The sequence below is a fragment of the Moritella marina ATCC 15381 genome (genome assembly GCF_008931805.1).
In the GTDB taxonomy this organism is placed as follows: domain Bacteria; phylum Pseudomonadota; class Gammaproteobacteria; order Enterobacterales; family Moritellaceae; genus Moritella; species Moritella marina.
The window spans coordinates 2,545,412-2,565,422 of the sequence record NZ_CP044399.1 but is presented as its reverse complement, the minus strand read 5'-3'; the positions used below and the strand labels follow the sequence as shown (position 1 = coordinate 2,565,422).

Annotated in this window: 19 protein-coding genes; 7 read left to right on the top strand and 12 right to left on the bottom strand. The window is 40.6% G+C overall.

All coding sequences use genetic code 11. From position 1 onward, the window contains the following. The first annotated feature begins 122 nt into the window (after nt 1-122). Nucleotides 123-1,064, top strand: a complete 942-nt coding sequence (locus FR932_RS11515) for a glycosyltransferase family 2 protein (protein ID WP_019442002.1) — start codon at nt 123-125, stop codon at nt 1,062-1,064. Nucleotides 1,065-1,074: 10 nt separating this feature from the next. On the opposite strand, the gene FR932_RS11510 is transcribed toward FR932_RS11515, so the two are convergent. From FR932_RS11510 to FR932_RS11500, 3 genes are all read right to left on the bottom strand, one after another. After that, nucleotides 1,075-1,713, bottom strand: a complete 639-nt coding sequence (locus FR932_RS11510; RefSeq protein ID WP_019442003.1) for a TetR/AcrR family transcriptional regulator — start codon at nt 1,711-1,713, stop codon at nt 1,075-1,077. Nucleotides 1,714-2,054: 341 nt separating this feature from the next. Further along, a complete protein-coding gene (locus FR932_RS11505) occupies nt 2,055-2,849 on the bottom strand; it encodes a type IV pilus assembly protein FimV (RefSeq protein ID WP_019442004.1) in 795 nt (264 codons plus the stop codon). A gap of 92 nt (nt 2,850-2,941) precedes the next feature. Next, nucleotides 2,942-3,850: a LysR substrate-binding domain-containing protein gene (locus FR932_RS11500; protein WP_019442005.1), complete on the bottom strand. Its 909-nt coding sequence runs from the start codon at nt 3,848-3,850 to the stop codon at nt 2,942-2,944. 97 nt (nt 3,851-3,947) lie between these two features. Between FR932_RS11500 and FR932_RS11495 the strand changes: the two genes are divergently transcribed. Together FR932_RS11495 and FR932_RS11490 are read left to right on the top strand one after the other, a co-directional pair. Continuing rightward, nucleotides 3,948-4,943, top strand: a complete 996-nt coding sequence (locus FR932_RS11495) for a TDT family transporter (protein ID WP_019442006.1) — start codon at nt 3,948-3,950, stop codon at nt 4,941-4,943. Between the two features lie 86 nt (nt 4,944-5,029). Beyond that, nucleotides 5,030-6,208 (top strand): HD-GYP domain-containing protein, encoded by a 1,179-nt coding sequence (locus FR932_RS11490; protein ID WP_019442007.1) that lies wholly within the window; start codon nt 5,030-5,032, stop codon nt 6,206-6,208. Between the two features lie 69 nt (nt 6,209-6,277). Here FR932_RS11490 and FR932_RS11485 read toward each other — a convergent pair whose 3' ends face one another. The 6 genes from FR932_RS11485 to puuE all read right to left on the bottom strand — a co-directional run bounded on the left by FR932_RS11485 (nt 6,278) and on the right by puuE (nt 11,292). Continuing rightward, nucleotides 6,278-6,850, bottom strand: a complete 573-nt coding sequence (locus FR932_RS11485; RefSeq protein ID WP_019442008.1) for an undecaprenyl-diphosphatase — start codon at nt 6,848-6,850, stop codon at nt 6,278-6,280. 182 nt (nt 6,851-7,032) lie between these two features. After that, a complete protein-coding gene (locus FR932_RS11480) occupies nt 7,033-8,187 on the bottom strand; it encodes a urate hydroxylase PuuD (protein ID WP_019442009.1) in 1,155 nt (384 codons plus the stop codon). A gap of 75 nt (nt 8,188-8,262) precedes the next feature. Next, nucleotides 8,263-8,793: an ureidoglycolate lyase gene (locus tag FR932_RS11475; RefSeq protein WP_019442010.1), complete on the bottom strand. Its 531-nt coding sequence runs from the start codon at nt 8,791-8,793 to the stop codon at nt 8,263-8,265. A 45-nt stretch (nt 8,794-8,838) separates the two neighbouring features. Continuing rightward, nucleotides 8,839-9,834: an allantoicase gene (gene alc, locus FR932_RS11470; RefSeq protein WP_019442011.1), complete on the bottom strand. Its 996-nt coding sequence runs from the start codon at nt 9,832-9,834 to the stop codon at nt 8,839-8,841. Between the two features lie 14 nt (nt 9,835-9,848). After that, entirely contained in the window at nt 9,849-10,376 is a 528-nt protein-coding gene (uraD, locus tag FR932_RS11465) for a 2-oxo-4-hydroxy-4-carboxy-5-ureidoimidazoline decarboxylase (protein WP_019442012.1), read from the bottom strand. A gap of 1 nt (nt 10,377) precedes the next feature. After that, nucleotides 10,378-11,292: an allantoinase PuuE gene (gene puuE, locus FR932_RS11460; protein ID WP_019442013.1), complete on the bottom strand. Its 915-nt coding sequence runs from the start codon at nt 11,290-11,292 to the stop codon at nt 10,378-10,380. Nucleotides 11,293-11,700: 408 nt separating this feature from the next. On the opposite strand from puuE, the gene uraH reads away from it, so the two are divergent. Continuing rightward, entirely contained in the window at nt 11,701-12,054 is a 354-nt protein-coding gene (uraH, locus tag FR932_RS11455) for a hydroxyisourate hydrolase (RefSeq protein ID WP_019442014.1), read from the top strand. A gap of 115 nt (nt 12,055-12,169) precedes the next feature. Continuing rightward, nucleotides 12,170-13,534: an NCS2 family permease gene (locus FR932_RS11450; protein WP_019442015.1), complete on the top strand. Its 1,365-nt coding sequence runs from the start codon at nt 12,170-12,172 to the stop codon at nt 13,532-13,534. 121 nt (nt 13,535-13,655) lie between these two features. Here FR932_RS11450 and FR932_RS11445 read toward each other — a convergent pair whose 3' ends face one another. After that, nucleotides 13,656-14,915 (bottom strand): dicarboxylate/amino acid:cation symporter, encoded by a 1,260-nt coding sequence (locus tag FR932_RS11445; RefSeq protein ID WP_019442016.1) that lies wholly within the window; start codon nt 14,913-14,915, stop codon nt 13,656-13,658. A 566-nt stretch (nt 14,916-15,481) separates the two neighbouring features. Between FR932_RS11445 and FR932_RS11440 the strand changes: the two genes are divergently transcribed. Both FR932_RS11440 and menA read left to right on the top strand, forming a co-directional pair. Beyond that, a complete protein-coding gene (locus FR932_RS11440; RefSeq protein WP_019442018.1) occupies nt 15,482-17,722 on the top strand; it encodes an MltF family protein in 2,241 nt (746 codons plus the stop codon). 162 nt (nt 17,723-17,884) lie between these two features. Further along, nucleotides 17,885-18,751, top strand: a complete 867-nt coding sequence (gene menA / locus FR932_RS11435; RefSeq protein WP_240532422.1) for a 1,4-dihydroxy-2-naphthoate octaprenyltransferase — start codon at nt 17,885-17,887, stop codon at nt 18,749-18,751. 103 nt (nt 18,752-18,854) lie between these two features. Here menA and FR932_RS11430 read toward each other — a convergent pair whose 3' ends face one another. Both FR932_RS11430 and FR932_RS11425 read right to left on the bottom strand, forming a co-directional pair. Then, a complete protein-coding gene (locus FR932_RS11430) occupies nt 18,855-19,313 on the bottom strand; it encodes an LPP20 family lipoprotein (RefSeq protein ID WP_019442020.1) in 459 nt (152 codons plus the stop codon). A gap of 9 nt (nt 19,314-19,322) precedes the next feature. Next, nucleotides 19,323-20,006, bottom strand: a complete 684-nt coding sequence (locus FR932_RS11425) for a FlgO family outer membrane protein (protein WP_019442021.1) — start codon at nt 20,004-20,006, stop codon at nt 19,323-19,325. Nucleotides 20,007-20,011 lie beyond the last annotated feature (5 nt).

Here is a 20,011-nt window from a genome sequence, read left to right as displayed (position 1 = left end):
AGCTAGGCTTATCAACATAGCTAGAATAAAAATAAAGCCGCTAACTAATGATAGTATTTATCAGGACAATTGTTTTTTAGGATGTTACATACAGGTATCAGCAGATAACATAGGGTAGTGTTATGGGATATACAGTTTCAGTGATTATTCCGAGCTATAATTGCTTGGCCTATTTACCAAAAGCGATAGAAAGCATTTTGCAACAAGACCGAAATGATGTTGAGATCATTATTGTCAATGATAATAGCACTGACGGCACGGCGGAATATCTTGAATCTTTGCGCCAGCAGGAACTAGGTATAAAGGTGATGACGACCAAAGGGCTTGGTGCTTCAGCTGCGCGTAATATCGCGATAGAACACGCGGCTGGTGAGTATATTGCATTTTTAGATGCGGATGATTATTGGTACCCAGGAAAATTAACGGCGCAGTTAGCGTTGCATGACGCGGATCCGAGTGTCGCAATGTCATTTACTAATTATGATCATGTGAACGAAAAATATCAGTACATTGTTGATTGTTTTGGGTATTGGAATCAATTTAAAGAAGTGACTACACCTAGCTATGGTATTACGCAGCCTTTAGCACTGGTATTGGCTCATAATGTGGTTGGGACATCGACGGTGATGGTGAAGGCGTCGGTATTTAAGACGGTTGGAATGTTTGATGTCGATATGAGCTATTGCGAGGATTGGCAGTTATGGCTAAAAATTTGTGAGCAGTTTGAGATAGCACTATTAACGAAAAGCTACACGGGTTATCTCATGCGTAGTGATTCGGTGACTCAAACTGACAGTAAGCGTCTACAGCATCTTGAGTGTATCGAACATATTATTAATGATTATAAACAGCGAAAACTGGGATTAAGCAAGCATACATTTGCTTTGGCAGATGCCAAGTTGAAAGAAGGTTATGCAGATTATTACCGAACACAAAGAAAATTTATCAATGCGCTGTGTTTTGAGGGTTATGCGTTCTTGCTTAACCCTCAAATTCGGCGCATTAAAAATGGCTTAGGGGATATAAAAAAATTAATTTTAACTCCGCTTCGCTCATATTTATAAGTAAGCGGCTTTAACTGGCTGCTGGCACTGTATTGTTGCCACAAGATTGTACATTACAGCCTTTTAGAACCAGCTGGCTGATGAGATGTGCAGCATCATCATAATCACTCGCTGCGAGTGATGATTTACCCATTACGGCGTTGATCTGCCAGCTAAAGTCAGCATAAGTTTGGGTCGAAGACCAGATCATAAACAATAAGTGATGTGGTGATATGTTGTCCATTTGGCCCGCGGCAATCCATTGGCTAAATTTATCGAGTAAAAAAGTACTCTGATTCATTAAGCGTTGGCGTATCTCTGGTGATAATAATGGCGAACCTCGCATGATCTCGTTGGCGAATACTTTCGAAGCATATGGGTAATCGCGTGAGATGAGCAGTTTAGTCTTAATGTATTCAGTTAAGGCTATTGCGGGGTTATCGATAGTTTCAATTGGATGGGTTGCGCTGAGTAATGGCTCAATGATCGTTTCTAATACAGCTGAGTATAGTGTCTCTTTATTACCAAAGTAATAATAGACGTTGGCCTTAGGTACACCGGCAAGTTTCGCGATATCAATGGTTTTTGTTGCTGCGTAACCTTCACTGGCAAACACTTGACTTGCAGCCTTTAAAATCTTTGCTTCGTTTTTCTTCCGTATGGTAGACATACTTATATTCATCCCTTCGTAATTATTGATATAAAGTTATAAAGCTTTACAAAAAAGTAACAAAATACACATTAAAACTTGACCTTGTGGTCAGCTTTTTGTTTAATAGTCTTAGCACGGATACTCAAGCTTCGCACGAGCTTGAGTTTTATGTCTACTTATTTGGCAAGGGTATTTTAATTCCTTTCGACCGTTTGCCTAGCAACAGCTATTTGAATATTTTATATCAAAGAAGTAAGTATACTTTATCCTGAAATTTCCAGCTAGGTTGGTGATGTATTCAGGCGTAATAATTTTTGACTATTACGGTAGGAGTAGCGTTTGCTACTCCTTTTTTTTACCTAAAATTTAGGGGTGAAGTTGTAGTTATTGATAATGTGATCGTATTTTTTATGTAAATCTTGAATTTGTAGCAGTAGATTTTTATTTTTTAAGCTGAGTTGCTGCTGACTATGAGTGAGTTTTGACGCGGATTCTTGGCTTATTGTTAGTTGTTGTTCGATCTCACTGATGTGTTGTAATAATGCGACTTGTTCGTGTATTTCTGTTTGTTGGTTTTGTAGCATCAAGGCTTGTAACTTCGCTCGCTTTTGTTGCTGGTTTAAGCTATTCGGAGCGATGACGTGAATAGGGATTTGTGGTAAAAACGGTGTGGTTTTTGACTCGCTCTTAATCTGTAATAGTGAGTTGTATTCAATTAGTTGCACTTTTTGGTTGTTAAATTGCGTCCTCGGCTGTGCCCTCGCTACATTTTGAAGGCTATCATTGCCTTGCTGATAACCTGGTAATCTAAGCAGGCTTCCGGTTTTGAGCTTATTCTTATTCTGATTAATAAAAGCCTGTGGATTGAGTCTAAAAATCATCTCTATGTATTGGTTTCGGGAGGTATTTTGGGGGGCGCGTTGTTGCGCTATCGATGTTAATGTTTCTCCTTTGCGAACGGGTCCATGTTGTAACTGGCTATTCACTCCTGCGGTTAATCGATTGATAATCATATCTTGCGAGGGATTACCTTGTGGCATGTGCGCTAGTGAGTCATGCGCATACACTTGATTCATAGTGAAGCTATAGACGATGACCAATTTAAGCCATTTAGTGAGCTTAAATTGGTCATGTAATCGAGCGCTATTCAACATTTTATCGCCTTAATTTATCATCCTATAATGATAATAATATTAGCGTATATTTTTCTTGTCGCTGCTCTTCGCTAATGTTAAACACTGATTTTTCATACTTTATGGGGAATTAAGGTCGCCGCATCCCATTGCTGACTAAACTCGATAAACGCCGTGATTAGTGCGCTTTTGTATTTTTGCTTATGCATGATTATCTTATATTGTCGCTCTAACTTGCTATCGAGTGGTAATATGCGCACACGACCATTCGCGAGGGCGTGCGTAGCACTGAATTTAGATACGCAAGCAAGGCCTAATCCGGCGGCAACAAAGTTAAGCTGTGCTTCAATCGAATTGAGCTGATAAGCCAGTTGCCATTGCCCGATTGCAGGCGCAACATGGATATCAAAGAAAGCGCGGCTCCCTGATCCCGCTTCACGGAGTACCCAAGCATGATCAGCTAAATCGCTTAGTTGTAGGCTTAATGTCGTCAATAAAGGGTGATTCGCAGCGGCAATGATACACATCTCATCTTTTAACCAAGGTGTGGCTTCAATATCATTGTGGTTAACATCACCTTCAATAAGGCCAATGTCGAGCTGGTAGTTTAATATCATCTCTGCAATATGCGCGCTGTTACGGATGTGTAAGGTTTGCTGGGTATGCGCGGTCTGCTGTCGAAACTGTGCGAGTAACCAAGGGCATATCTGATTGCCGATGGTTTCGCTTGCGCCGATAGCGAGATCACCAATTAATGCGCCAGACTGTTGAAATAGTGTATCAATACTGGCAGCTCGATGTAGTAATTCATCGGCGATGGGTAATAAACGTTGGCCATATGGATTGAGGTGTAAGCGGTTGTTCGTTCGATCAAAAAGCTGTTGGCCTAATTGATTTTCAAGTTCGCTTAACGCCATACTAACCGCGGCTTTAGTTAGAAATAAATGTTTTGCTGCGTGAGTAATACTTTGTTGCTGGCTAACGGCAACAAATACACGTAATTGTCTTAACGATAGGTTCATGTGGGTTCAACTTATTTTAACTTCATGTTAAAAATATACAGATTTTATTAACCTAAAGCTAGGGTTATAATCACTACATCAATAAGTGAGGTGTATTATGTTAAACCAAATTAGAATTAACTTTAAATTATTACCAACGCCTGTCGCCGGTCTTGCTTTAGGGATTTCATCTCTCGGGGCCTTGTGGGAGTCGGCGTATGATTTTAATGGCTTTATACAGAATGCGACAGCAACGATCGCAGCGGTCATTTTACTCACTTTATTATTACGGTTTATTATTCATCCACAAACACTTTGGAATGATCTTTCTCATCATGTTGTTGGCAGCGTTGTTCCGACATTTGCAATGGCGACCATGGTGGTATCAAGCTCGTTAACTGCTGTTTATCCAGCCACTGCGACGTTTCTATGGCTCGCCGCAATAGTGCTACATATCGTATTTTTGGTGTTGTTTTTATATCACCGTTATCAAGATATGCAATTACAGCATATGGTACCAAGTTGGTTTGTGCCACCAATTGGTTTGGTTGTTGCGGTATTTACTTGCCCGCAGCCTGAGCTGTTTAAACCGATTTGCTATGCCATTTTAGCGTTCGGCATTATTAATTACGCGTTGTTATTACCCGTGATGATTAACCGTCTTATTTTTGGTGAAAAAATCCCAGCAAGTGCGAAACCATCCATTGCTATTTTAGCCGCGCCAGCAAGCTTATGTTTAACTGGTTACTTGGCTTTTATGGCTGAGCCATCACCTATTATTGTGGCGGTATTGTTGGGCATTGCATTGTTAATGACCGTGGTTATTTATATGGCGCTATTACATTTATCTCGTTTAACCTTCAATCCTGGTTTTGCTGCATTTACGTTTCCATTGGTTATTAGTGCTAAAGCTTTGTATAGCACAGGTGGTTGGTTTGCGAGTATCGGTATTGCAGAGCAATATATTTCCCAGCTACATGTGGTTGCTTTGTTTGAACTGTGGGGGGCAACGGCTATTGTGACTTGGGTGAGTATCGGTTATTTAAAATTCTTCATCACCAAACTGCAGATGATGCACATTGCGCATAAACTAACTACTGATGGCTCACTATAGCCAACTGTATAGTTATTAGGTGTATTTACTCAGGGGATGGTGCTAAAGTAACTTTTTACCATGACTACTTTTTTGAGCTAACTCTAATGTTTATAGAACAAGATATTACCGAGATTACTGCAGGGACTTACATTGAAAAGATCACTTTGCAAACTGGTAGTTTTAAGCTGACAAAAGCGGAATGGGTGAAAAATGATGTTGTATTAAACAAATTGATTGAATTGGGTATTAAACGCGTACTTGTTGATGCATCAAAATTTGATGCTAAAATGGCGGCAGATGCGGCTGCTTTAAAAGCCAACATGTACGGACGTAAGCAAGCATTCAACGTGAAAATGGTGCAAGCCAAGGCTCTCATTTCAACATCTAAAGACGTACAAAGAAAGCTATTCACGCATATCGAAGAAGGCACTGAGATTGATCTTTGTTCAGTTAAAACGCTGACTTCTGAGTTAATCGATACGTTATTCACCGATTCTGACGCCTTAATGTGTGCCATCAATATCCGCCAAAAAGATGAATACTTACTCGAGCATTCTTTTGCTGTATCTATGCTGATGGCCTTATTCTGTCGCCACCTTGGTATTGAAAAAAGTATTATTAGGGAGTTGGCGATAGGGGCATTTTTACATGACATTGGTAAGATACGCACGCCAGATGAGATCCTCAATAAGCCTGGTAAATTAACGGCTGATGAATTTGACATCATGAAGTTACACGTTAATCACTCGATTGATATTATTAAATCGATTCCGGGTATTTCTAAACTCAGCTTGGATGTTGCAGGTTTGCATCATGAAAAATTAGACGGTGAAGGTTATCCTTATGGTTTGGCTGGACAGCAAATTTCTCGCTATGGTCGCATATTGACTATCTGTGATATCTACGATGCATTAACGGCAAATCGCTGTTATAAAGCAGGTTCTACTCAGTTAAAAGCATTTGGTATTCTCCGCAACTTGGGGCAAGCTGGGCAAATCGATTTAAGCTTGGTTAATGCCTTTATTAAGTGTATGGGGGTTTATCCTGTAGGCTCTTTGGTTAAATTGAATTCAAATCGATTGGCGATCGTTGAAGGCTATAACCACGCCGATCCAATCCGCCCGAAAGTAAACTCGTTTTACAGCTTGGATAAACGTGATTTTGAGCATGCAAATCAGATTGATTTATCGATGGGTGATGATGAAATTGCTCAATCGGTCAGAGCGGATGATTTTAATTTAGACATGGAAGAAATCATGCGTTTCTTAGTGAGCGAAGCCTAATACCTGCAAAATAATACCAGCAACACCGGATGTGTCGCTGGTTTACGTTCATCAATACGCGATATACTGCTATCCCAGCTTATCCGTTAGGCGTGTGCTAATCGTAATCATCAGATTGTAAATACCAGCCAGTTTATACCGCACTGTGTGTACAAGCAGTGCTGACATCATCCCCATGGCGGATGCAGCTGCAATATCGAAAGGATAATGTACGCCGATATATACTCGAGATAACCCTCCGATAATAGCGAATACCGCTAAGCCTAATGCTAATTTTTTTGTTGCTTTATGCAGTAATAAGCTAAAGGCGATACAAAACATAAATGTTGTGTGATCTGAAGGGAATGATGAATTTGGTGTATGGGCAACAAGCGTCGTGCCCAAATCATTCATAAAAGGCCGTGGGTGAAAATAAATTTGTGCAATAAGTGCATTGATCACGATCCCAACGACAGATGTCAGTGTGGCGCCAATAAGGTAACGTTTCGTTTTTTCGTCACAACGAAACCAGAGGGTGATGACCAAGATGATAAACAGGTAGGGCATGGCTTCGGCAAAGAACATGAAGATGTAATCAATGAGTTGGTTTTGCCCTGCGAATTGATTAATACTTAAAAAGAGTTGCTTGTTTAACTGTTCCATTACGCCCACTTATAATTATTTTATATAGCGCTATGACATTTTTATTGGATTTTTGTTCCATTAAAAATGAAAACCCCGACTTATACTGCAGTTAGCGTGCTGTAAATCGGGATTTTTATTGTTATTACAAGCGAGTCAGTGACTTGTTATTATTAGTCGCTCTTATATTGCTACATTTTATGTCACTCTATTATTGCGCCTTGATTGATCCAGTTTACGACGACTGTACGCTCATCATCCGTCATTTTAGTGATGTTACCTTGTGGCATGACGCGGTTACGCACTGCCGACAATACCCTGTCTGAATTCAGTTTAATGTTCTCAGGAGAATCAAGATGGACGCCTGCCATTGGTGCAACGCCTGTTGTGGCATGACACACGGCACAGCGTTCAGCGACAATTGTTTGTACGTCACTAAAAGCAACTTGTGGTGCGCTATTATCTACCGTTGGTTTTGTCACATAAGCTAGCGTGATCATTGCAAAGGCGGCAAACGGTAATGTCCAGGCGTATTTCTGATGCTGGTGGCGTGTATTAAAGTAATGACGCACTAGCACACTGATAATGGATACAGCAGCTAATATCAGCCAGTTGTATTCACTACCATAAGTACTTGGGAAGTGATTACTGATCATAATAAACAGCACGGGTAATGTTAGGTAGTTATTATGGCGTGAGCGTAACAATGCTTTGGCTGGATCTTTTGGATCCGGCGCGTTACCTTTTGATACAGCTGCAACCATTTTACGCTGACCAGGCATGATCACGAAGAATACATTACCTACCATGATAGAGCCGATCATGGCACCGACATGGATATAAGCAGCTCGTCCTGTGAATACCAGTGATAGACCATATGCGACAGCAATGATCATCAGCATTAATACCACACCCATCAAGGCTGGTTTCTGAGCCAGTGGTGATTCACATAACAGATGGTAAACAATCCAACCGACAACAATTGTCGCGATACCAATGGCAATACCTTGCCATTCGACTAAGCCAGATTCTGGTGCGATTAACATCGACTGAGCGTTAAAGTAATAAACCACAGTTAATAGTGAGATACCACTTAGGAAAGTGGTGTACGCTTCCCATTTAAACCAATGTAATGTTTCTGGCATTTTGCTTGGCGCTAGTTTGTATTTTTCTAAGTGATAAATACCACCACCATGAATAGCCCAAAGGTCGCCTGCTAGCCCCGTTTTTGGGTTAACCCGATTAAGGTGATTTTCTAGCCATACAAAATAGAATGAGGCACCGATCCAAGCGATACCAAAAATCATATGCATCCATCGAATCGCAAGATTCAGCCATTCCGTAATATGCGGATCCATAAATACTCCCTGTATATTCACGTACTGAGTACGCTTAATTTAATGTGATAATGTGAATTACAATGCGATTTATTCTTAAACTGAACACGCTGGTTTTGCAAATATGCGTTTTTCAGCATCAGTGAAATGAACTTCTTCACAGTTATTTCCTGGCCCTGCACGATCGACGATCAAGAATTGATCTTGGTCGCTTAGTGCGAGGATTGGGTGGTGCCAAACTCCTTTATGGTAATTGACACCTTGTGAACCATCGCTAATAAAACCACGAATGGTTTGGCTATCTAATCTATCTTGTTCTAGATCACCGGTTGGCGCGGCGACTAAAATTAAATAAGCATTGCCAAGTAAAGGAATGAAGGCTTGCGAACCGAGCGGGTGGCGTTCCATCATACTTACCGATAGTGGGTAAGCTAATGGGGTTGCTTGGAAAATACTGATAATAGTGCTACCACCTTCTGTTTCAGTATCGACATTCGCAAGTTGATGATAACGACGGGTTGAACCATTATTGATCATGAAATAATCACGGTCAGCCGTTGCGATCACATCGCCATAAGGTTTAAATGCTGCAGCAGTTAATGGCTCAAGTGTTATTGTGTTAGTCATCATTAAGTCCTCTAGATAGACAATATTGTTGTTATTTATGTACCGTTATTTAGATACAGAACCAAACATACGCACACGGCTAATGCCACCATCTGGATAAATGTTGACGCGGATATGAGTAATATCACCTAGCGTATTCACTTGCTCTTGATAGTTATGGATATTATCTGCAGATAATTTTTGTGCTGGTAACAGTTCGCGCCAGAATAGACTCTGTGCTTGGATTTGTTCTTCGGTGCCACCAGTGACACAAGCTGCTTGGATGTTGACTGAATCAGGGTAGTTACCTTTAAAGTGCGCAGTATCGATTTCGATGCGATTAACACAGCCTTTATTACCTAAGGCGATAATGACCCAATCATTGCCTGGTGTACGACGACGTGCCGTTTCCCAGCCATCACCCATGTTGATACCACGACCTGGGTTTAATAAATTGCCCATGACGCCAAAGTGTTCATCGTTACACGCAATTGCACGGCCACCATTAATAGTTGCTGCAAGATCAATTTCTTGCTCGGCGCTGATACTTTCCCAGTTGATACTTGGCTTACCGTAGACACGTAGACGTGCGACACCACCGTCTGGATAGATGTTAAGGCGCACGTGAGTATAAACAGTGTTGTCTGTTAAGCTAAATAAATGCTCGCTATCACCTTGTAATGATTCTGACCCCAGGATCTCTGTCCATTGTGTTTCTGCTTGTGGATCTTGGCCATCAGCAACAAAGCAAGCATCAACAGAAGCTGAAGGTGCATAGTTACCAGTGAAGTTCGCAGTATCAATGTTTAAACCTTCAATCGAACCCGGTAAACCAAGGCGAACGATGCAGTAATCATAACCTTCATGACGTTTACGACGAGATTCCCAACCGTCCATCCATTTCCCGTTGTCATCGTATAAATCAGGAACAAATACAGCAGCTTCCGTTTTTAACATACGCTGCTTATCAGCAAAGAAATCATCGGTAGCAAAAATAGCTTCAGCACCGAGCTTTTCATCTGCAAGGTTAATATGCCGGTCAAAGTTTAATTCAGTAGTCATGGGTATCGTCCTTGTTATAAGTCGTTTAAGCGAAATGCTGCTATTTTATTTATTTCTAATAATGCTTGCTTGAACTCGGTGTTGGCATCATTTTGGATACGACGTTTAAAGTCAGCTAAGATTAAAAAGCGGTTGGCTCCACGCACGGCTTTAATGAACGGAAAATTAAATTTCGCTTTATAAGCATCGTTGAGCTGTGTGAAGCTGTTAAATTCTTCGGTTGTACATTGATCGATACCTGCGCCTGCTTGCTCGGATGTTGATGCCGCCGTTAGCTCACCATTCACAGCGGCTCGGCCAGCTAAATCGGGGTGAGCATTGATTAATGCGAGTTGTTGCTCATGACTAGCAGCGAGTAAAATATCAGCCATACATTTTTGTAGTGAGGCAATTTCATCAATACTACTATCCACTTTTTGTGCCTGATACTGTTGATAAGCCTGCTCTGCCACCCAAGGGCTGTGCTCATAAATATCAGCAAAAATGGCGACAAAATCGGATTGCGTTAGCTGACTTGGGGTGCAAGAACTAAAGTGTGTCATGTTAAGATCCCTGATATGGATGGTTTTCAATCCAGTGGTTGGCGATTTGCTCACGTGTGCATAACCACACATCATCATGTTGTTTTACGTAGTCTAAAAAGCGTTTGAGTGACGCAATACGGCCTGGACGGCCAACTAAGCGACAATGTAACCCCACTGACATCATTTTAGGTGACTCAGCACCTTCGGCATAGAGCGTATCGAAGCTGTCTTTCAAGTATTGAAAGAACTGCTCGCCGCTATTAAAACCTTGTGGGGTCGCAAAGCGCATATCGTTAACGTCTAAGGTATAGGGAATAACCAAGTGGGGTTGGCTGTTGGCTTTAACCCAATAAGGCAGGTCATCGTCATAAGCATCTGAGTCATATAAAAAGCCACCTTCTTCCGCGACTAAGCGACGGGTATTCGGGCCCAAGCGGCCGGTGTACCAACCTGTAGGTCTTTTACCTGTGAGTTCCTTAATGATATTGATAGCTTTATATAAATGCTCACGCTCTTCGGCTTCATCTGTGTATTGATAATCGATCCAACGATAACCATGGCTGCAGATCTCGTGATTGGCATCAACAAAAGCTTTTGCAACATCGGGGTGTCTTTCTAGCGCCATCGCAACCGCGAAAATGGTTAATGGTATTTGATAGTCTGCGAACAAGGTGAGTAAACGCCATACACCTGCGCGGCTGCCATACTCATAACAAGATTCCATACTGAGGTTACGTACACCTTGTAGTGGCACTGCGCCTGGCATTTCCGATAAAAAGGCTTCTGATTCATTATCACCATGTAGTACACAGCGTTCACCACCTTCTTCGTAATTAAGCACAAATGAGATTGCCAAGCGTGCTTTGTTTGGCCAGTTAGCATTTGGGACATCTTGGCCATAACCAATAAGGTCTCTAGGGTAGGCAACAGTCATCATGACTCCTTGTCATTAGTATATTTTGATAACCACTCTTTATGTTATAGGTAAGTAATTATGCTGTTAAACAATTATTGCAATTATTGTATACAAAATCCATATGTTTTTGTAACAAACTTGTAATGACTGCTTTTGTACCTCATTAGGGAGTTTCAATTGACGTGTCGTGGATGATTTGTTGAGGGATATTCGATTTATGTTATCCATTAGTGATAATTATGAGGTATTTAGACAATTTATTTGTGTTTTTTAAGGTTTTATTAAATTAATGATTTAACTTTTAGCTGTTTTTCTGTAATCATATTAAACATAATGTTAACATTTTGTATCATATTATGTATGCATTTTTATTTTGACGATATTTAAATCGTGATATTCAATAGCGACAGTAAGGTATTTTTGATTATGAGTGGACTCAGTACACATGTACTTGATACAGCCAATGGCGTACCAGGTGCTGGCATCAATATTAAATTATATAAGGTAGAGGCAGATCAATTCGAGTTGATAGTATCGACAGTCACTAACAGTGATGGACGTACGGATACGCTATTATTGACCAGTGATGAACTGCGTGTTGGTAAGTATCAACTGCAATTTGATACCGCTGATTATTTCCGTGCACGTGGCACTGAAGTGCCTGAAACCGCTTTTTTAGATGACATCGTTATCCGTTTTGGTATTAGCGATACACAGGCGCATTATCACGTGCCATTACTGGTATCACCGTTTAGTTATTCTACTTATCGTGGGAGTTAGTCTTTAACAATCACGAGTCTTTAACAATAAAAACAATAAAAACAATAAAAACAATAAAAACAATAAAAAGTATAAAAATGAAATCGGTACAACCGAAACTCACAAGGAAAGTATGATGGATAAGGTACAACAAGGATCTGAGTTACAGGGAGCGCCTAAGGGCGGTCTTTTAGAGCGATTATTTAAACTCTCTGAACACGGCACAACGGTTAAAACTGAGCTTATGGCTGGTTTAACTACTTTCGTTACTATGGCTTACATTATTTTTGTAAACCCCGATATTATGTCTAAGACAGGTATGGATAAAGATGCGCTAGTTGTTGCTACCTGTATTGGTGCTGCAATTGGTTGTATGTTAATGGGTTTATACGCGAACTGGCCTGTAGGTCTTGCACCGGGGATGGGGCTTAACGCTTTCTTTACTTACACGGTTGTCTTTGACATGGGTTATACGTGGCAAGTAGCGATGGCGGCGGTATTTGTATCAGGTGTTCTTTTTGCCTTAATGAGTTTTTATAAGATCCGTGAATGGATACTCGACAGTATTCCGCAGAGCTTACGTTATGCGATGACGGCGGGTGTCGGTCTATTCTTGGGTATTATTGGTTTTAAAAATGCCGGTATCGTGGTTTCTTTTGAACCGACTTTGACGACATTGGGTAACTTTAAAGAGCCGACAGTCATACTGGCCGCGTTAACTTTTTTAATCATTGGTTCATTATTCCGTCGTAACCTATTTGGTGCGGTATTAGTCGGTATGTTAGTGACAACACTTGCTGGTATTCCATTGGGTCTTGTTTCTGCACCAGCATCTATCATTTCGACGCCACCAAGCATTGCTCCATTATTCATGGCAATGGACTTCGAGCACTTATTTTACAGTGCTGAAGGGTTATTCAACGTCGGTATGGTTAGTGTCATTATCTCGTTCTTATTTGTGAATATGTTTGATACGGCAGGCACTTTAATGGGTGTTGCAGATAAAGCGAACTTAGTGAATGAAAAAGGAGAAATTCAAAACCTTAAAAAATCATTAAAAGCTGATTCAGTATCTAGCGTATTAGGTGCGTGTGTGGGGTGCCCACCAGTAACATCGTATGTTGAAAGTGCGTCAGGTGTCGCTGCAGGTGGTCGAACAGGTTTAACAGCTGTAACGGTTGGTGTGCTATTTTTAGCGGCGACCTTCTTTACTGATATCGCGTTAATTATTCCGAGCTATGCAACGGCTGGTGCGCTTATCTTTGTGTCATTCTTGATGATGAGTGGTCTGAGCAAAGTGAACTGGGATGAGTTTACCGATTATGTACCTGCTTGTATTACTGCAATTATGATGGCATTTACCTTCTCGATTGCGAATGGTATTGCATTGGGTTTCATTGCTTATACGTTCTTAAAAGTAGGTTCAGGTAAAGCGAGTGAAGTCTCAATCAGTATCTGGGTATTAACAGCAGTGTTTGTGGCTAAACTAGCATTTATGTAAACTTTACGTAATGCTGTTTTAAAATGAAAAAGCCACTGATGTCATGCCCTTATTATTGGCTATCATCAGTGGCTTTTTTGTTTGTATGGTTGTTGTATTTCTTACAACTAACTATTTACAGCTACTTTGCGTTATAAATTGTGGTATCTAATTCTTTTTCCGATTTCGCAATGATCACTGATGCTGCGATGTCACCGGAAATATTAACCGTGGTACGTGCCATATCAAGAATACGGTCGATACCAGCAATCAGTGCAACACCTTCAACAGGTAAGCCTACAGTAGTAAGCACTAACGTTAGCATGATAAGACCCGCGCCTGGGACGCCTGCGGTACCAATTGAAGCTAATGTCGCTGTTAAGATGATGGTGATGTATTCAGGCATGCCTAAATCAATACCAAAGGCTTGCGCAACGAATAATGTCGTTACACCTTGGTAAAGTGCAGTGCCATCCATGTTGATCGTTGTACCAAGTGGCAGTACAAAGCTTGATACGCCTTTTGATACACCGAGTTTTTCACGCGCACATTTCATTGATACAGGTAAGGTACCCGCGCTTGATGTCGTGGTGAAGGCGACGACTTGCGCATCAACAATACCGCGGAAATACTGTACAGGGCTTAATTTAGCGATGAATAGAATTAACGCGCTATACACACCAAGCACATGTAAAATACTACCAAGGTAAACAGCACCAATGACTTTCATTAATGGTAGTAATAAGGTTAAGCCGTATTTACCAGCAACCCATGCCATTAATGCGAATACACCGTAGGGTGCTAGCTTCATCACCAGGTCGGTCAGTTTGTACATTGCTTCAGCAAGGCTTTCGAATACCGCAACCGCAGGTTTGCCTTTTTCACCAATCAGCGTTAAAGAGATACCAAGCGCGACTGCAAATACGATGATTTGTAGTATGTGACCTTGTGCTAACGCACCGACAGGGTTCGTTGGCACTAACGCAACTAAGGTGTCAGCCAATGATGGGGTAGCTTTTGCTGCTTCAGCTTGCTGAGCGACAAGTTCTAAACCTGCTCCAGGTTGCAATAGATTGCCTAATAGCAGACCTATCGTGATTGCGACTGCTGTTGACAGTAGATAAAACAATACTGCTTTAAAGCCAATGCGACCCATTTTATTGGTGTCTTGCATTGAGGTAATACCGACAATGATTGAACAGAACACTAAAGGCACAATCAACATTTTAATGGTGTTTACAAATAACGACCCAATTGGCTTTAAGATCACGGCGTCTTCACCGAAGATAACCCCGACGGTAATACCGAGGATCATACCAATAACAATTTTTTGCCAAAGGGGTAAGTTAAACCATAATTTCTGGCCTAAAGTGGGGGTATCTAATGATTCAGTATTACTCAAAATTGACGTCCTCTGCTTTCTGTATCGTGATATGGAGCATAATCTGTGGCGTATTAAGCGACAGTTAGTACAGTTGAGAGGCGTCAGTTTATCGGTCACAACGCAAATGTAAAGCCATTCATGCTTTATGTTAATAAATCTTTAGCTGTATCGACTTTTTAGTGTGATTTTAATAGTTTTTGAATCTATTTGGTGCGCTTTATTTAACCGTTCGTGGATACTATTGACGATTCCGCTATTAATATGTAATTATTTCATTAGCTTTTTAATGTCGCCATATAGTGCCTTATAGCCATCGCTAATTAACATCATTATAGTGTCATGTGAGTGTGGTTTAAGCGCTTTTTGCTTAATGTACACAACCAAGGTAATACCAACAAAAAAAGAAATAAGCATAAAATAGAGCCCTATAGAGAGTGGATTTAGATATCGATAATAACATAATCAGATAGCCGTAAAATACTCGAGTCGTACTATAAATTTATAAAGAGCTCTAATATAAGTTTATACAGGGTTGTAACATAAGTTTATACAGAGATGTATTATAAACATTATAAAGGAATGTAATGTATAAAATTTTAATCAGCCGGACAGCTAAAAAAGTATATTTAGTGTTACTCACTGTACTTATTCTAGACACGTTTATTGTATCTCTTCAGTCGAATGCCGTCGCAGGCTTAAAGGCGACTGTGGACGTTGAACCTGCAACTCAAGATTCGACGACTTTATCCACTAACAGCAAGCCAACTAACCTTCAATTTACAGGCTCACAGCCTGCCCCCCTGCTTATAGCTGCTGCGCCAATTGCTGTTGTTAGCCTACCTAATCAGGCTGTTTTACGTGTATTAACCTGGGCAGGTGGCGAGATCATTTTTCCTCGTAGGGGCCATCCACAAAATATTGAATTAGAGTACCTACAACAATTTGCTGACGAAAATAATTTAAAGCTCGAAAAAATTCGTGTTAAAAAATTTGTTGATCTTATTCCTATGCTATTAGCAGGCAAAGGTGATGTTATTGCTGCGAATTTAACGAAAACCCCTGCAAGAGCTAAATTAGTCAGTTTTACCAAACCTTATATGCTGACAAAAGAATATCTCGTGATGGGCAGCCAAAGCAAAAGTTTAAAAACGGGCAAAGATTTGAATGGCCGCGAGATCGTCATTCAAAAAGGAAAAAGTTACCAGTCAACGGCGTTAGGATTACAAAAGGTATACCCTAAACTTAAGATCCGCATAGTCGATAGTGCGATTAGCCATGAAGCGCTATACGATAAGTTAGCCAGCGGTGAATTCGATATGACAATTCAAGATAAGAACTTGATTAAGTCAGCCAGCGCTTATCGTGATGACATTAAAATGAGTCTACAGGCGAGTGCAACGCGTTATCTGGGTTGGGGGGTTGCACCGAGCAATAAGATTTTGTTAAATGAATTAAATCAATTTCTAAAAGCACAAAACCTCATTGCTAAAGCGACATCAAAAGCAACAAGTCGCTATAAATCGCAATGGCAAAAAATTCAAGAAACCAAAACAGTGCGTTTTGTATTACGTAACAACCTTTCTTCTTATTATATTTGGCGTGGCGAACTACTGGGTTTTCATTATGAACTGGCCAAACGTTTTGCTAAAGAACATAAGTTACGTTATGAAATAATTGTCGCGCCCAATAATGTCGCGCTACTTGATTATTTACTTGAAGATAGAGCGGATATCGCATTAGGCTTTTTAACGCCGACAGAGCAGCGGCGTAAGAAGGGGATTGCCTTTTCACGTCCTTATCATTACGCCTCTGAGTTAGTCGTTGCACATAAAGATCGCGCTGAAATAGAATCCGAAGCAGAACTGGCGAATAGTAATATCTATATTAGACCATCGAGCTCGTATTGGGAAAGTGCGACAGCATTAAAGCAAACCGTCGATAATATTACGTTAATTGGCGTACCTGAAAACCAAGAAACCGAGTTAATCATTGATAAGATCGGTGAAAGAGAATACGAAATGACCATTGCTGATAGTCATATCGTTGATCTTGAAATGACCTTCCGTGATGATATTCAGTCGCTAATGGCGTTAGGTGCACCTAAATCACAAAGTTGGGCGATCGCGTCGGGTCATGATAAGTTGTTAGCTAAATCAAATGCCTTTATTAAGAAGCATTACAAAGGTTTATTTTATAATGTTATCTATAACAAATATTTTAAAAACCAAAAGCGTCTCGATACCCATTATAAAGATTATGTACGTCAAAATAACTCAGGTGTATTGTCACCTTATGATGATATTGTCAAAAAATACGCGGATCAATATGGCTTTGACTGGCGTTTATTAGTTGCTCAAATGCATCAAGAAAGCCGTTTTAATCCAAAAGCTAAGTCGATGGCAGGCGCAAAAGGCTTATTCCAATTGATGCCGCGTACGGCGAAAGAGTTAGGTATCATCGATGTACACGTGCCCGAGCAAGGCATTAAAGCCGGTGTTCGTTATATGAACTGGGTTCGTGAGCGCATGCGTAAAGATGAAGTACAGGAAGATCAATTACTTTGGTTTACGTTAGCGTCTTATAACGCGGGCGCGGGTCATGTTCGAGATGCGATGCGCTTAGCGAAACAGAAAGGCTGGCGTGACGATGTGTGGTTTAACAACGTAGAAAAAGCGATGTTGTTACTGTCTAAATCTAAATATGCAGCGAAAGCACGTTACGGTTATGTACGTGGTCAAGAACCCGTGCACTATATCCGTGAAATTAAGCGCCGCTTTGAAACATATGACAATATTTTGAAAAGAGAGTTAGTCGTTACGCACTAAGTAAGCGGCTTAATTTAAACGTTTACTTATAATTTAGTACCTATAATATTGTCTTAGGTCATTCCATTTGGAGTGACCTTTTTTATACCTGCAATATCTATAGACATTACTAAATAGGTATTTTATCCTGATTATACCTCCTGTCTTATGCTGTTAAATATTATGACTACGTTATCTTCTTGGTTTCTTGTTACTCGCCCAAAAACACTGCTGGTTGCGCTTGCGGTGATCCTGTTGGGGCAAACGCTTGCTTGGTACGATTCTCCTGCTCACTTTAGTGTTTATATCGCCCTATTATGTATGATTTGTTGTATGGCATTACAAATTGCGGTGAACCTTTCTAATGATTATTTTGATGGTAAAAGTGGTGTTGATGGTGATGACCGGTTAGGTCCAGATCGTGCGCTTCAAAAAGGCCTTATATCTGCCGCGAATTTGCGACTAGGTATATTATCTATGTGCTTCCTGGCTATAGTAAGTGGTTGCTATCTGATATATGTCGGCGGCTGGGCTTATGTTGTGTTGGGTGTGTTATCTCTGTTAGGCGTGTATATTTATAGTGGTGGACCACGTCCGTTGGCGTCACATGGATTAGGTGAAATCGCTGTTTTTCTTTATTTTGGTTGGTTGGCGGTTGTCGGTAGCTATTACTTACAAACCCAAGTCCTGATTATCGATGTTTTTATACCCGCCAGCCAAGTCGGCTTGTTAGTCGTCGCTATTATGTTGGTGAATAACATTCGTGATGTGGCATCAGACCGCCGCGCGCAAAAATTTACCCTCGCAACGCGTTTAGGCGTTAAATCTAGCAAGCACCTGTATTGTATTACGATGTTATTACCGTCATTATTATTACTGTTTGACCGTTACCAAGGATTAACAATGCTGTTGATACTACCGGTTCAATTAGCCTTGTGTATCGCGATATATCAGCGTGATGGTAAGCAATTAAATACGCAGTTAGCACAAACGTCGGTGGCGGTATTATTGTGGGGCGTGCTGTATTCAGCAGATTTAATGTTAGGTTGATTTGATAGTGATGAGGATAGGGTATTGAGAGAATACTGAGAGTGTACTGAGCTAGCTTATTTCATTGACATTAAACAAGCTAACTCAGTTTTATCAATCGTGCTTAATAACGCGTTTTTTGCACTCGTGTCGGCATCGATGAGGTATTCTCATATAACTCAAATACACGTTTAAAATCGAGTTCTAACTCAGTCGCATAGACATCGTCATTCACAGGGTAAGTTTGTACCACTCGCGCTCCGCGGATAATACCAGATACCGATGCTTCGATTGACTCACCTTGCAGTGAACGTGATTTATAGTTGCTATCACTGTAAATCTCTTGTCCACTGACTTGCTCTGCTAATTCACGATAAGCATCTAATTTAGATGCGCGCATTGCATTAAGCATACGTTCACTTTCACTATTGCCTGGCTGAGAACTTAATGCAGCATAGCCAACCGCTTTAAGCACAGGGAATGATTTTGGTTCTTTGATATCATAAACCGTATTTTTTTCTAATAGTGAACAGCCTGTTAAACTAACCAGAGTCGCAAGTAAAAGTAAACGTAGATATTTCATTGATAAACCTTAATTAGTAATACGAACCGAAGGTGCAGAACCAGAACGATAAATATAACGTCCACGACCTTCTAGTGGTCCCATACTGTTTGAACCACCAATCACTAAGTGATTAGGAATAATGCCTTGTGATGTTGATTCAACAAAACCAGATTCCATATTAATGACACGCATATTCACAATCACACCTTCACTGTTACGTGACATCGTACCTGTCAGGATACGTGATACAGGTAATTGCCCACGTAATTTTTTCCAATCACGGGTAAATACAAAATCACCTTGGCCAGTCACACTGATTGTACCTGTAGTTTTATAATCAATAACGGGAATACGGCGAATGGTCATTTCATGGATAAAAGATTCTGATAATGTTTGACCGAGCCAATTTGTTGTCGATAGATCGTCAAGATTGACGAACGAAGTGACGGCAATCGGTTCATCATTTGGAATAATAGACAAATCATTGACGATCAGTTGGTCTGCTAGGCCACGAACGATAAAGCTTAACTCTTGGGTATAGTTTATCGGTTGGTTTGGCAACAGACTTCTAGGGTACTTTGGTTCATAAGAATTACCATCCCACGTCGAGTGAGGCGGTGTTTCTTTTTCTGCTTCTGGCTGTACGGGCTGTTTTAATGCGCAACCAGTGAGTAGGGTAATTAGGCTGATAGCTATGACTGCCTTTTTCATATTAC